At 32.1% G+C, this 13,449-nt stretch carries 12 protein-coding genes; 4 read left to right on the plus strand and 8 right to left on the minus strand.

The window, feature by feature from the left end; all coding sequences use genetic code 11:
- Positions 1 to 87: 87 nt before the first annotated feature.
- Positions 88 to 825, minus strand: coding sequence for a tRNA pseudouridine(38-40) synthase TruA (truA, locus tag ACSVH7_RS10945; RefSeq protein ID WP_438066735.1), 738 nt, complete (start codon positions 823 to 825; stop codon positions 88 to 90).
- A gap of 365 nt (positions 826 to 1,190) precedes the next feature.
- Between truA and ACSVH7_RS10950 the strand changes: the two genes are divergently transcribed.
- Positions 1,191 to 1,682 (plus strand): metallophosphoesterase family protein, encoded by a 492-nt coding sequence (locus ACSVH7_RS10950; protein ID WP_438066736.1) that lies wholly within the window; start codon positions 1,191 to 1,193, stop codon positions 1,680 to 1,682.
- Here ACSVH7_RS10950 and ACSVH7_RS10955 read toward each other — a convergent pair whose 3' ends face one another.
- From ACSVH7_RS10955 to ACSVH7_RS10970, 4 genes are all read right to left on the minus strand, one after another.
- A complete protein-coding gene (locus ACSVH7_RS10955) occupies positions 1,683 to 3,377 on the minus strand; it encodes a tetratricopeptide repeat-containing sensor histidine kinase (RefSeq protein ID WP_438066737.1) in 1,695 nt (564 codons plus the stop codon).
- 60 nt (positions 3,378 to 3,437) lie between these two features.
- Complete coding sequence (locus tag ACSVH7_RS10960; protein WP_438066738.1) at positions 3,438 to 4,997, minus strand: ATP-binding protein; 1,560 nt, start codon at positions 4,995 to 4,997, stop codon at positions 3,438 to 3,440.
- 173 nt (positions 4,998 to 5,170) lie between these two features.
- Positions 5,171 to 5,830: a response regulator gene (locus ACSVH7_RS10965; protein WP_438066739.1), complete on the minus strand. Its 660-nt coding sequence runs from the start codon at positions 5,828 to 5,830 to the stop codon at positions 5,171 to 5,173.
- A 125-nt stretch (positions 5,831 to 5,955) separates the two neighbouring features.
- Positions 5,956 to 6,369: a DUF4293 domain-containing protein gene (locus tag ACSVH7_RS10970; RefSeq protein ID WP_438066740.1), complete on the minus strand. Its 414-nt coding sequence runs from the start codon at positions 6,367 to 6,369 to the stop codon at positions 5,956 to 5,958.
- A gap of 187 nt (positions 6,370 to 6,556) precedes the next feature.
- Between ACSVH7_RS10970 and rho the strand changes: the two genes are divergently transcribed.
- Entirely contained in the window at positions 6,557 to 8,368 is a 1,812-nt protein-coding gene (rho, locus tag ACSVH7_RS10975; protein WP_438066741.1) for a transcription termination factor Rho, read from the plus strand.
- A gap of 60 nt (positions 8,369 to 8,428) precedes the next feature.
- On the opposite strand, the gene ACSVH7_RS10980 is transcribed toward rho, so the two are convergent.
- Positions 8,429 to 8,977 (minus strand): DUF1599 domain-containing protein, encoded by a 549-nt coding sequence (locus ACSVH7_RS10980; protein WP_438066742.1) that lies wholly within the window; start codon positions 8,975 to 8,977, stop codon positions 8,429 to 8,431.
- An 86-nt stretch (positions 8,978 to 9,063) separates the two neighbouring features.
- Here ACSVH7_RS10980 and folP point away from each other — a divergent pair, with 86 nt between their 5' ends.
- Positions 9,064 to 9,894 (plus strand): dihydropteroate synthase, encoded by an 831-nt coding sequence (folP, locus tag ACSVH7_RS10985; protein WP_438066743.1) that lies wholly within the window; start codon positions 9,064 to 9,066, stop codon positions 9,892 to 9,894.
- Positions 9,891 to 10,532, plus strand: coding sequence for a hypothetical protein (locus tag ACSVH7_RS10990; RefSeq protein WP_438066744.1), 642 nt, complete (start codon positions 9,891 to 9,893; stop codon positions 10,530 to 10,532). Before folP ends, ACSVH7_RS10990 begins: the two co-directional genes overlap by 4 nt.
- 84 nt (positions 10,533 to 10,616) lie before the next feature.
- On the opposite strand, the gene ACSVH7_RS10995 is transcribed toward ACSVH7_RS10990, so the two are convergent.
- Positions 10,617 to 11,327, minus strand: a complete 711-nt coding sequence (locus tag ACSVH7_RS10995) for a YebC/PmpR family DNA-binding transcriptional regulator (RefSeq protein ID WP_438066745.1) — start codon at positions 11,325 to 11,327, stop codon at positions 10,617 to 10,619.
- Between the two features lie 93 nt (positions 11,328 to 11,420).
- Entirely contained in the window at positions 11,421 to 13,448 is a 2,028-nt protein-coding gene (locus ACSVH7_RS11000; RefSeq protein ID WP_438066746.1) for a carboxy terminal-processing peptidase, read from the minus strand.
- Position 13,449: the final 1 nt, after the last annotated feature.

Raw genomic sequence — 13,449 nt, forward strand, 5'->3', positions numbered from 1 at the left:
TGAACTCCTATGTAAATAAAAGTTGAGTGAAGTAATCTTTTTTGTTTTTAAAGGAAAAACAAAAAAGGATTTCCACTACTATCGGGGCTATTTTAGGTATTCATAAGTGATTTCGGTTAAGTACAAACCATGTGCTGGAACCGAAAAACCTGCTTTTTCTCTGTTTTTGCTTTTTATGATGTTTTCAAAATCAACCAAAGTGATTTTATGTAATCCCACATTGACTAATGTTCCTACAATAGAACGCACCATGTTTCGCAAAAAACGATTGGCGGAAATGGTAAAAATCAAACGATCTTTTTCCTTTCTCCAAACTGCATCAAATATAGTGCAATCAAATGTATTTACGTCGGTATTCACTTTCGAAAAACACTGAAAATCGGTGTGATTTAACAATAATTTAGCAGCTTCATTCATTAACGCCACATCTAAATCTTGGTGGTAATACCAACTGAGTCCCTCAAGGAAAGGATTTTTTATGGTATTGATATGGTATTCGTAAGTGCGTTTGGTGGCATCAAATCGGGAGTGCGCCTCATCGCTTACGGGGATAATGTCAAATATGGCGATATCTTTTGGTAAATACGAATTGAGTTTGTGCACCAAGGTTGCTGTTTCTAGTTTTTTTTCACTATCAAAATGAGCATACATTTGGCTGGCATGTACGCCAGTATCGGTCCTGCCAGCACCCATAATATTGATAGAGGTATTCAAAAGTACCGAAAGGGCTTTGTTCAGGGTTTCTTGTACAGAACTGGCGTTGGGTTGGTATTGCCAACCGTGATAAGCTGTTCCGTTGTAGGCTAATTGTATAAAATACCTCAAGATGTTTTGTGATTTTTTGGTTGAAATCGTTTCCTAATGATGCAATGGTATGGCAACGATTGCTTGTTTTTATTGGCTGCAAATTTACAATCTTTAAGCTGATTTTTTTGATTTTATGTCATTTTTGTAACTGCCTGAAAAAATGCCGAATGTTTGATTCTAGTCCCGATGGGAGGGAATATCCTTTTTTCTAGACCTTGCAGGTTGCTAAACCGGCGAGGTGTAGAAAAAAGATAGGAAGGACAGCGGGAATCCCTGTTTATTTTTTTCTTTTGTTTTGCTCCCAAAAAAAGAACTTTAAATATTGGCTAAAATGGGAAAGAAGCGCTTATTTTTGCTGTTTTTTACTTTTAATTTTCTATGGTATGACCAAAATTCTTTTGCTCTCAGATACGCACAGCCACATCGATGAGGCGATTTTGAAACATGTAGCTTGGGCTGATGAAGTTTGGCATGCGGGGGATATTGGAGATTTGAGTGTGACCGATACGTTAAAAAAACTTAAGCCATTGCGAGCGGTGTATGGTAATATCGATGGGACTGAGGCTAGAATTGAATTTCCATTGCACAATCGGTTTATGTGTGAGCAAGTTTCGGTTTGGATTACGCATATTGGCGGTTATCCGGGGAAATACAATCCTGCTGTTAGAGATGAAATGGCAACGAATCCTCCTAAATTATTTATTTGTGGGCACTCTCATATTTTGAAAGTTCAGTTTGATAAGAAGCATAATTTGTTGCATATGAATCCTGGAGCCGCCGGAAAAAGTGGTTTTCATCAGGTACGAACGCTGTTGCGATTTGTCATAGAAGGCGATAAAATTAAAGACTTGGAAATTGTAGAAATGAAAAAATAACTATTCGATAGGAACATGAAGTTTAATCGTTGTTCCTTGATTTTTTTTAGAAATGATTACAAATTCTCCTTTCATATTGTTGATTCGTGCTTTAATTCTGTTGAGTCCATAACCATCTATACTGTTTTTTTTGAGGTCATCGAATCCTTTTCCGTTGTCTATAACTGAAACAATCAATCGATTATCGCTTTTATCGATGGTTACTTCTGAATTTGTGGCATTACTGTGTTTAATGATATTATTAAGCAATTCAGAGATGATAAAATAGAGTTTTGTTTCTAGGGTTTCTTCAAAGCGTAGCGAAGTATCTAAGCTGCTTTTGAATTTGAATGTAAGAGTAGAATTAGAGTTTTTTTCGCACAAATCGTCCAAGGCAAAAATTAATCCGAAACGAACTAATAAGGAAGGCATTAATTCATGCGATAAATCCCGTATTTTGTGATGTGTTTCTTCTAATATGACCTTAGTTTTGATAATTTCGGCGCTTTGATCTTTGTGTACCGTTGAGAAAACATTCAAATGCATGCCCGCCGAAGATAGTAAAGCACTGATGTTGTCGTGAAGAAATGCGGCTATTTTTTTACGTTCGGATTCTTGGCCATCTATGGTGGCATTGATAATGTTTTGTTGTACTTTGCTTTGAATTTCTTTTAATCGATTGTACTGTTTTAATTTTTCGTTTTTGGAAAAAGAATAAAAAATTAAGAAAACCAAGATCGAAATTACAATGACTAAAACCACAATTTTTTTGTTACGCGATTGTTGTTCCAGCCAATAGGTTTCTTTCGATTTATAGCTATTGGATATTTTGTTAATTTCTCTCTTGTATTCTTCCACCTCGAGATTAATCCCGGTATTTTTAGCAGTTTTTATTTTGCTATCGTTTAGGATTTGGTTATTTAAATTCTCGTATTTTTTGCTAAACTTGTAGGCTTCTTCAAACCTTTTGATTTTAGCTAAAAACAAAGAGTAATTGTAGTAGGTTACGGATAAATCAAATTTCTCGTTGCTTTTTTCACCGTATTGAATTGCTTTTTGATAATATTGATTAGCATTTGAATTATCATTCTTGTATTCAGCAAATAAACCATTCAGCATATTTAAGATGATTAAAGTGGATTCATCAGCAAATTTACTTTCGTATTTATTTAAATAATCAAGATAAGGTTTGGCTATTTTGTATTGATTTTCTTGAAAATAAGCCCAAGTAATATTGAGTTTTCTCAAGAATATTTTGGACGTATCTGCAATTTTTTCGGTATGGACCAATGATTTCTTATAATATTCGATTCCTTTTTGATAATTCTTTTTTTCAAAAAAATAAATATTTGCTAGATTATTGTAGATTTTTCCCTTGAGAGTGTCATCTGTTGTTTTACTAGCATATTTCAGACTTTTTTCATAGTAGCTGAAAGCTTTATCAAGCATGAAAAGATCATCAAAATTCACCCCAATAACGTTATAAGATTTAGCAATCAAATAGTTGTTTTTTAAAAAAATAGCTTTTTTTAATGCTAAATTAGATTGTTTTAAAGAAGTTTCATATTGGTCATTTTTCCAACTTTCAATGGCTTTGTTTAGTGAAATTTGCGTGCTTTTTTCAGAGACTTCCCCTTGTTGCGCCAAAACCCAAAAAGGAAGGAAAGATAGAAATAGGATACATTTTGATATGGTTTTAAAATTACAAAACATCATTACTTTGGTGCGTTTATCAATTCTTAGGAGACTAAAATTTACGTGTAATTTCGAAATAGTTTAGACGATAGGGACAAGTAATTCTACGGTAGTACCATTCTTTTTGTCAGATAGTATGTAAATTGTTCCTTTCATGTTATGAATTCGTGCTTTAATCCTGTTTAATCCGAAACCTTCCATGTTTTTATTCGTTTCATCTTCAAAACCATTTCCATTATCAATTACTAAAATATTTAGTTGATTTTGAATCATTTTTATATCTAGTTTTGCTAGGTTGGCATTACTGTGTTTTAAAATATTATTAAGTAATTCTGATATCACAAAATACAGTTTCATTTCAAGAAATTCTTTAAATCTAGTCGTTTCATCAACTGAGGAATGAAATTCAAAATGAATATTAGAATTTGAATTTTTTTCACATAAATCTTCCAAGGCATAGATTAATCCGAATCGCACTAATAACGACGGCATTAATTCATGAGAGAGATCTCTAACTTTATGATGCGCTTCTTCAAGAATGTATTTTGTTTTAATAATTTCAACGGATTGATCTTGATTTTTGCTCGAGAACACATTCAGATGCATTCCTGCAGAAGATAATAACGCACTTATGTTATCATGTAAAAAAGCAGCAATTTTTTTGCGTTCCGATTCTTGACCATCAATGGTTGCATTGATCAGGTTTTGTTGAATTTTATTTTGTATTTCACGCAATTTGTTTTTCTGCTTTAGTTTTTCATTTTTAGAAAAGAAATACAAAATAATAAAAATTAGAAGCGAAATAGTGACAATTAAAAGCACAATTTTCTTATTGCGCGATTGTTGTGCTAGCCAGTAATTTTCCTTGTTTTTATAGGTGGAAGAAATGTTGTCTATTTCTCTTTTGTACTCGTCTAACTCGAGGTTTATACCTGCAACATTCGCTTTCTTTATTTTGTCTTCAGAATTGATTTCTTCTGTAAGGATATTATATTTTTCGAGATTTGAATATGCTTTTTTATAATCCCCCATTTGATTTAAAAATTTTGAATATTCCAAATAGGTATATGATAAATCTGATTTTTCTTCATACAAAATTCCTGTTTTTATGGCTTTATTAAAAAAACTATCCGCTTTTTCAGGCTCTTTTTTATGTCTAAAATACATGCCATTCAGCATGTTGTGTACAGTTTCTAAAGTGTTATTTCCGTGTTTTTTGAAATGAGTATTTACGAATTGTAAATATTTAAAGCCTTGGTGAAATTTATTTACGTCAAAATGTGCCCAAGCCATATTGATCTTAGTAAAAAGGATTTTGCTAGTATCTTTAATTTTGGCACTGTATAAAATGGCCTTTTCATAATAAAAAACTCCTTTTTTGAAATCTTTTTTATCAAAAAAATAAATATTGCCGAGATTATTATTTAATTGAAATTTAATTTCATTTTTATTAGTAGTTTGAGCATAGCTAAGTCCTTTTTTGTAGTAAAGCATGGCTTTTTCGTACTCTAATAATCCGTCAAAATTACCTCCAATAGTGTTGTAGATTAACGCAATTATTGCATTGTCTTTTAATGTTGTGGCATCCTTTAGAGCAGCTCTTGACTGAATTAATGATTTTTCATAATTTTCCTTATTCATGTTTTGAATTGCACTGTAAGTCAATTCTAAAACTGTTTTTCTAGAGATTTTTTTCTTTTGCGCAAAAGTGCAAAAGGGGAGAAAAAGTAATAAAATTAATAGTACAAATTGGTAAGATGTAAATTGAATTTTATAAAAGAATTTTAGGATAGATATCATACATTTAAAATCAATTAAGCTTCAATTAATTGATTTTTTAAAGCATACTTTACAATACTTATAGTGTTTTTGGCTTTTATTTTTTTCATAATGTTTTTTCGATGGGTTTCAACCGTGTGGGTACTTATGAATAGCTGATCACTGATTTCTTTACCACTAAATTCTAAAGAAATCAAAATGATAATTTCAAGTTCTCTTTCGGTTAAGGTAGCGTTGATTCCCGTTGCAATACCTTTTACTTTTGGGTTATTACGTGTAACGGTGTTAAAAATTTTGTTTTGAATGCTTTTGCAAAAATATTCCTGACCCGAAGTGATGGTATGAATGGCATCAATAATGCTCTCGCAGGCACATTCTTTGGTCAAATAGCCACTTGCTCCTAATTTCATCACTTCTTTTACGATTTTTAAATCATCGTAGCTAGACAATATGATTACTTTACAAGGGAAGCCTTTCTTAGAAAATTCTCTTAATACTTGAATGCCATCTTTTTCAGGCATACTTATGTCTAGTACCAGTATATCGGTGTTGTTATTGGTAACCTCTTGATAAATATTAGCCCCGTTTTGCGAAGTTCCTACAATTGAAAATCCTTGAATTGTATTTAAAAGTGCTGTAATACCATCAATTAGAATTTGATGGTCATCGGCTAAATGTATTTTGATTTCTTGCATGCCTTATTTATTCTAAGTCTCAAATATATTATTTTTTAAATACATTAACTCTTTTTTTGTAAGAAATAAAAAAACCCGATTGTTACATCGGGTTTTCTTCGCACAAATAAATTAAGATTATAGGTTTATCTCAATCGGTCCACAGATTTTACAAGATCTTCATCCTTCTTGATGGCTTTATTAGCTAAAACTAATAACACGATAGCCAAGACAGGTACAAACATCCCAATACCTTTCTCAGAAACCAATGGGGTTTCTCCAGATAAATTTAGTGAATGATATACAAATAATCCTAATAAAATTAAATTTAAAATGATATTCAATCGTCCTAAAACAAATTGATTTTGTCTTTTTTTAAATGATACTATGCTGATTAATGACAAAGTCGTACTTAAGCCAAAAAGAAGAACATAAATGTTATTTTGCATAAAAAAATAAGATTTGTGATCATCAGTAATCCATAAAGGGAATAAAAATGGCGCGACTAATGTTGTTAAAAAAGCTGAAAACAAATAAATGGTTTGTATACGTTGTATCATGATATGTAATAAATATCTATTGCAAAAATATATTTTCTTTTTTTAAAATACTATTGTATGATTAAATTTTATTCGTATTATTGCATCATAAATCCGTAAGCACTTCATTTTGCGGTTGATTCAAGAAAATAAATCTATTCTTTTCTTCTCACAATTTTCCAAATTACAATAATTTAATAAAACATTCATGTTTGATATTGCTGCATTAAAAGAATTGAAGCTTTCTGAGCTTCAAGAAATTGCTAAAAAAGCAAAGACAATAAAATTTAATGGTGTCAAAAAGGAAACTTTAATTGGTCTTATTTTAGAAAATCAAAAAGCAACTTCCCAATCTAATCTAGATAAAGCTGAAGCTACAAACACAGAACAAAAAGTGGTTGAAAAAGCTAAAAAAGAACGAATCCGTATTGTTCCCACTAAAAAAGTAAAATCTAACCTAAATGTTGCCGAAGTTTTACCTGAATTAGAGTCGTCTGAAAATGAAAAAAACGCGGTGCGTTCAGACAATGTTACAGAGAGTAGGGAAGTAGTAGAAGAGAACATAATAGACACTAGTATTGAATCTGATAATAAACCGAAAGTTATTAAATTTAACAAAGCGGCTTACGAAAAAAAAATAGCGCTGCAAAAGGAAAAAGAAGCAGCAAAATTAGAGAAAGAGTCAACCCCTGTACCTTCTGATAATATACAGGAATCTAAAGAAGTTGGTGATAACATTTCCACAAGTGAATCAGAAAAAAGCCTTTCTTCTAAGAAAATTAATCCTAATCAATTAAAAAAACAAAATTCCAATCCTAATTTAGGCCAAAATGGAAATAATAACGGGAATCTAAATCCTAATTTCAAAAGTAAAAAAACCAATTTTAAAGATGCTGATTTTGAATTTGATGGGATCATAGAAAGTGAAGGTGTATTAGAAATGATGCCTGATGGCTACGGGTTTTTACGTTCTTCAGATTACAATTACTTAGCTTCACCGGATGATATTTATTTGTCAACGTCTCAAATTCGATTGTTTGGTTTAAAAACAGGTGATACAGTAAAAGGAGTAGTTCGTCCTCCAAAAGAAGGAGAGAAATATTTCCCTTTGGTTCGAGTACTCAAAATCAATGGTCACGATCCACAAGTGGTCAGAGATCGCGTTTCTTTTGAACATCTGACCCCAGTTTTTCCTTCTGAAAAATTCAAATTGGCCGAAAAACAATCCACTATCTCCACCAGAATTATTGATTTGTTTTCTCCAATTGGTAAAGGACAACGAGGAATGATTGTTGCTCAACCCAAAACGGGTAAAACAATGTTGTTGAAAGATATTGCTAATGCCATTGCTGCCAATCACCCCGAAGTTTATTTGATAGTTTTGTTAATTGATGAACGTCCGGAAGAGGTTACAGATATGCAACGTAGTGTAAGAGGGGAAGTGATAGCTTCTACTTTTGATAGAGAGCCACAAGAACATGTGAAGATTGCGAATATCGTTTTGGAAAAAGCGAAGCGTTTAGTAGAATGTGGTCATGATGTTGTCGTTTTGTTAGACTCTATTACTCGTTTAGCGCGTGCTTATAATACTGTACAACCTGCTTCAGGTAAAGTACTGAGTGGTGGTGTAGATGCTAATGCATTGCAAAAACCGAAACGCTTTTTTGGTGCTGCTCGTAATGTTGAAAACGGAGGTTCTTTGAGTATTATTGCTACGGCTTTAACTGAAACCGGTTCAAAAATGGACGAAGTAATCTTTGAGGAATTCAAAGGAACGGGTAATATGGAGCTACAATTAGATAGAAAAATTGCTAACAAACGTATATTTCCTGCTATTGATTTAACTTCATCAAGTACAAGGCGTGATGATTTATTGTTAGACCAAAATACCTTGCACCGCATGTGGATTATGAGAAAATATCTTTCAGATATGAATCCAATCGAAGCCATGGACTTTATTAATGATCGCTTTAAGAAAACTAAAAATAATGAAGAATTTTTGATTTCTATGAATGATTAACGTTTTATGAAACACCATAAAAAAAAATCCTCATTAGAGGATTTTTTTTTATAGTAAAGGTTATTTTTTAAGGTGAAATTGCATTAAAATTAAAGCAAAAACAGCATAATTAATCATATCTTGGTAATTGGCATCTATACCTTCTGATACTATTGTTTTTCCTTTATTATCCTCAATTTGTTTTACACGAAGTAATTTTTGCAAAATCAAATCAGTAAGTGAACTCACACGCATTTCGCGCCAAGCTTCTCCATAATCATGATTTTTAGCTTCCATTAAGGCTTTGGTACTATTAATTTTGTGGTCGTACCATTGTGTAGCGGTCGCTAAATCCAAATCTGGTTGTTCAACTACTCCTAGTTCTAGCTGAATTAAAGCCATAATTGAATAGTTGATGATGCCAATAAATTCGCCTGTTTCATCTTCATCAATTTTTCGAATCTCATTTTCTTGTAAACTACGAATGCGCTGTGCTTTGATGAATATTTGATCAGTGAGTGAAGGCAATCGCAAAATACGCCACGCACTACCGTAGTCTTTCATTTTATTAGTAAATAATTGACGGCAAATTGCTATGATGGTATCGTATTCTTGTGAAGTATTCTTCATTATTGGTGTATATTTGTATTCAATTGGCTCCAAAAATAAAACAATTTTTAATCAAATACCAAGTTATTACTAGAATCCTTTCCACTATGACTATTAACTGTAATGGTAACTTAATCGATTTGTCTACGCCTAAAGTGATGGGAATACTTAATATCACTCCCGATTCTTTTTATGCAAACAGTCGTTATGAAAACGAAAAAAGTATCTTGCAACGCGTTGAAGCCATGTTTTCTGAAGGCGCAACGTTTATTGATGTTGGGGGCTATTCTAGCAAACCGAACGCAAATGTGGTTTCAGCTCAAGAAGAAAAAGCACGAACACTACCTGTAGTAACAAGTATTATGCAACATTTTCCTACTGCAATACTTTCTATTGATACATTTAGAAGCGATGTAGCTCAGTTGTGTTTGGATCAAGGTGTAGCTATTGTAAATGACATTTCTGCTGGTGTTTTGGATCCTTTGATGCTAAAAATAGTATCGAGCTATAGCGTACCCTATATCATGATGCATATGAAAGGGACACCGCAAGATATGGTAAATCACTCTAATTATGTTGTACTAATTAAGGAGGTGCTGGGTTATTTTTCAGAACGAGTAGCGGCAGCAAGAAGTCATGGTATTTCTGATATAATAGTAGATCCAGGATTTGGTTTTGCTAAAACAACAGAACAAAATTTTGAACTTCTAAGCCAATTAAATTTGTTTAATACATTAGAATTACCTGTATTAGCAGGTATATCTCGAAAGTCTATGATCTACAAAACCTTAAATATTTCGGCTGATCAGGCTTTGAATGGGACAACTATATTGAATACAATAGCGCTGCAAAATGGGGCTGCTATACTCAGAGTTCATGATGTAAAAGAAGCTGTTGAAGTAGTGCAGTTATTTCAAAAATTAAAATCTTGTTTATGAAATTGAAGATATATTTAGGAGCAATGGTTGCTATTTTTTTAATTTCTTGTGAAGAAAAAAAAGAAATACAATTGCCTAAAGCGAATGCATCTATGGTTACAGCAGTAGGAGAACATTCTCTCGTTTATATTTTTTTCAAACAAAATAAAAATGATACCATTGCAGTGTTAAATCGTACCAATACGATTAGTTCAACGAATTGGATCTTTGCTGTAGATAAGAGGTTGTCCTTGCGTTTGGTTATGCCTGAAATTATAAAAATGCAAGCCAAAAAAGAGGGGAGTATGCACAAAAGCGAAATTTCGGAAAATTACTTTTCTTACGCGGATACCGTTCATAAAAGTTTGGCTTTTTTACCCTTTACAAAATCGAAATTTGAATTAGCAAGGCCTAAACAAAATGCAGTGGTATTTATGGATAAAGATAATTCTATTGCTATTGATGGATTGGATGTGAAAAGAGAAAATTTTGATTTGCTATTAAAGAATTTTTTAGAGAAAAACCCTCAACGAATTATTTTTGGTTTTTCCAGATACTGTAGTTTTGGACAATTCATCCAAAATCTGCTTTTTCTGCAGAATTCGGAAGTTTTTAAAGATAGTAATTATAAAACTTCAGACACGATTTATGTTTATTAGTATCCTAGATAGACTTTTTTACAAAAAAAAACTCCGTTAAAGAACGAAGTTTTTTAGGTAATATATTGCGTAAAATAGAAGTTCTTATTCTTCCATAGTGTGATATACATTCATCACATCATCGTCTTCTTCTAATTTTTCGATTAATTTTTCTACATCGGCCATTTCAGATTCAGATAGTTTTTTTGTGATTTGAGGAATTCGTTCAAAGCCAGAAGATAAAATTTCTAAGCTTCTATTTTCTAATTCTTTTTGAAGAGTTCCAAAACTTCCAAAAGGCGCATAAATTAAAATACCATCTTCGTCTTCAAAAACCTCTTCTGCTCCAAAATCGATCAATTCCAATTCTAATTCTTCAGCATCGATACCTTCTTTTGGAATTCTGAAGTTACAGGTGTGGTCAAACATGAATTCTACAGAACCTTGAGTGCCAAAAGTGCCATTACATTTGTTGAAATAACTTCTCACATTGGCTACAGTTCGGTTGTTATTATCAGTGGCCGTTTCAATTAAAAGTGCAATTCCGTGAGGAGCATATCCTTCAAAAAGAACTTCCTTATAATTGGCAGTATCTTTATCGGTTGCTTTTTTTATGGCGCGCTCCACGTTGTCTTTAGGCATGTTGGCTGCCTTAGCATTTTGTATTACTGCTCTTAAACGTGAATTGGCCTCTGGATTTGGACCTCCTTCTTTTACAGCCATTACAATATCTTTACCAATTCTAGTAAAGGCTTTGGCCATTGCGGACCAACGTTTCATTTTTCTACCTTTTCGGAATTCAAAAGCTCTTCCCATTTCTATACAAATTTATGAATTGCAAAAATACAGTTATTCCTTATTTTACCAAAGCTCTTTGCTTACTTTTCTCATAATTTGTTGCGAAAAACTTTATTTCAAATTCAAGTAATCATTTATAATTTCAATGGCTTCGTTGAGATAGTGATTCGATTTTAAACTACTAATTTGTTTTTCCTTGATAGCTCTTTCCGTAGGATAGACCTTCAATAAAGATTCGTTCATTTTTGAATTTTTCACATCAAGATTGATACTTTCATCCTTAAAATCACTAATTTCTTTCCATAATTTGGTTATCAATAGCTGTTCATTGTAAAACTCCTCTATTTTCATAGGAATTACGGTTCTAGGATTTTTTACAATCGCATCAATTTTTTTGTTAAGGCTTATGATATTGTTAAAATATGGGCTGCTATTTACTCTTTTATTACTGTTCTTGGTCAATTGATTAATCAGACTGTTTTTAACGTAAGGTTTGAATCCAATGTCGGTTTTTAGTACTTCATTTTTGAAAGCTGTTGGAAGATCACTTTCTTTAGTTAGGATATTTTCGTATAAAATTGGGAGTTTTACATTAGGTAGTACTCCTGTTGCTTGATGACTTTTGCCTGTAATTCTAAAAAATTTATTGATAGTTATCTTTACAAAATCTTTTTCTTCTTGTTCTAATGGAAGGATAGTTTGCATAGTAGCTTTGCCTTGAGTGTTACTACCAATTACCATGGCTCTGTTATAATCTTGTAAAATGGTGGCAAAAAACTCACTTGCGGAAGCACTATTGCCATTTACCAAAATAATAACGGGGCCTTTGTACAAATATCCTCTGTAGGGGTCTTTTATAATTTGTTGCTTTTGGGTGTTGTCTACAACTATTGATATTGGCCCATGATGTATAAACAAACCAGCAAGTTTGATAGCTTCCTCCATAGAGCCTCCTCCATTGTCCATAAGATCAATTACCAATCCGTCGATTACATCGTTTTGTAGTTTTACAATTTCTGTGGCAACATCTTCAGCACATCCACTACTATTTTTATTTTCGAAATTGGAATAAAAACTTGGGATTTTTATGTATCCGATTTTATTTTTTGCTTCAATTATAAAACTGTAAACGGTATTTTGTTCATCTTTAATCAACTCTTTTTCTAGGGTTACTTTGAAATTATTTTCGCCTTTTCTTTTAATCCAAAGGGTAATAATTCTGTTGCTGTCGGAGGCAATCAGCTCTCCAATTTCTTCTAGAGAAGCACAAGTAACTTTCAAAGTTTCCTTTTGATTCGAGAGTGCTATGATTTCATCCCCTTTTTTGAGTAATCCGTTTTTAAAAGCTGGACCATTCGGATCAATTTCTTCGATAATGATTTGATTTTTTTCATTAAGTGTGACCAAAAAACCTAGGGAGAGTTTTTCTTTAGATAATGATGACACAAAATTAGATTTAGTATCCATACTAAAATAATTAGTGTGTGGGTCAAAATAGGTGCAAAAAAGAGCGTAAATTTTTTGGTCAATAGTCTGAATTGTTTTGAGTTGACTATTTATTTTACAAATCTCATTTTGAATAATTATTTCCTTTTGTGTTTGTGTTTCTTGGTTAAAATTTATTGTAATAGAGTCTAAATTTTGTCCATGTGACGCTATATCACTCAGTATATCATATCGGATTTTTTTTCTCCAAATCTTTTCCATGTTGCTTGCGTTCATGTAAACAGGAAATGCTTTTTTATACAGTCGAATTGTGTCGTTAGCATTAAAGTTTAGGGAATCTTTATGGATTTTTTCTATCAGTAAAAGATTTCTTTGAAGTCCTTTTTGATAAGTTTCTTCGAATGATTTTATAAAACTACAATCGTTTTTTAAAATATTATTATCTAATTGAAGTCGATAATTGTGAGCTAGTGAATCGTACTCTGATTTAAAAAAAATATTTCTACCGGGATCTAATTGGTTAATCAGTTGATCAAATATAAAAACCGATAGACTGTCGTCTATCGGTTTAGGTTGGACATGCTCTTTTTGAATAAGGGCATTAATTTTTGAAAGTGTTTTACAGGAATCAAGATTATTTTGAGCATCAATGACGCTACTCAAGAGCAGAAAACCTAGTAAAATTTTTTTCATA

It is taken from the genome of Flavobacterium sp. TSSA_36 (assembly GCF_051547165.1).
GTDB lineage: Bacteria > Bacteroidota > Bacteroidia > Flavobacteriales > Flavobacteriaceae > Flavobacterium.

Excerpts from the sequence above, each read along its gene's own strand:
- ACSVH7_RS10965 (WP_438066739.1), bottom strand. The coding sequence starts at position 5,830 with ATGCAAGAAATCAAAATACATTTAGCCGATGACCATCAAATTCTAATT.
- ACSVH7_RS11000 (WP_438066746.1), bottom strand. The coding sequence starts at position 13,448 with ATGAAAAAAATTTTACTAGGTTTTCTGCTCTTGAGTAGCGTCATTGAT.
- rho (WP_438066741.1), top strand. The coding sequence starts at position 6,557 with ATGTTTGATATTGCTGCATTAAAAGAATTGAAGCTTTCTGAGCTTCAA.
- ACSVH7_RS10955 (WP_438066737.1), bottom strand. The coding sequence starts at position 3,377 with ATGATGTTTTGTAATTTTAAAACCATATCAAAATGTATCCTATTTCTA.
- folP (WP_438066743.1), top strand. The coding sequence starts at position 9,064 with ATGACTATTAACTGTAATGGTAACTTAATCGATTTGTCTACGCCTAAA.
- ACSVH7_RS10995 (WP_438066745.1), bottom strand. The coding sequence starts at position 11,327 with ATGGGAAGAGCTTTTGAATTCCGAAAAGGTAGAAAAATGAAACGTTGG.
- ACSVH7_RS10960 (WP_438066738.1), bottom strand. The coding sequence starts at position 4,997 with ATGAATAAGGAAAATTATGAAAAATCATTAATTCAGTCAAGAGCTGCT.
- ACSVH7_RS10970 (WP_438066740.1), bottom strand. The coding sequence starts at position 6,369 with ATGATACAACGTATACAAACCATTTATTTGTTTTCAGCTTTTTTAACA.
- ACSVH7_RS10950 (WP_438066736.1), top strand. The coding sequence starts at position 1,191 with ATGACCAAAATTCTTTTGCTCTCAGATACGCACAGCCACATCGATGAG.
- ACSVH7_RS10980 (WP_438066742.1), bottom strand. The coding sequence starts at position 8,977 with ATGAAGAATACTTCACAAGAATACGATACCATCATAGCAATTTGCCGT.
- ACSVH7_RS10990 (WP_438066744.1), top strand. The coding sequence starts at position 9,891 with ATGAAATTGAAGATATATTTAGGAGCAATGGTTGCTATTTTTTTAATT.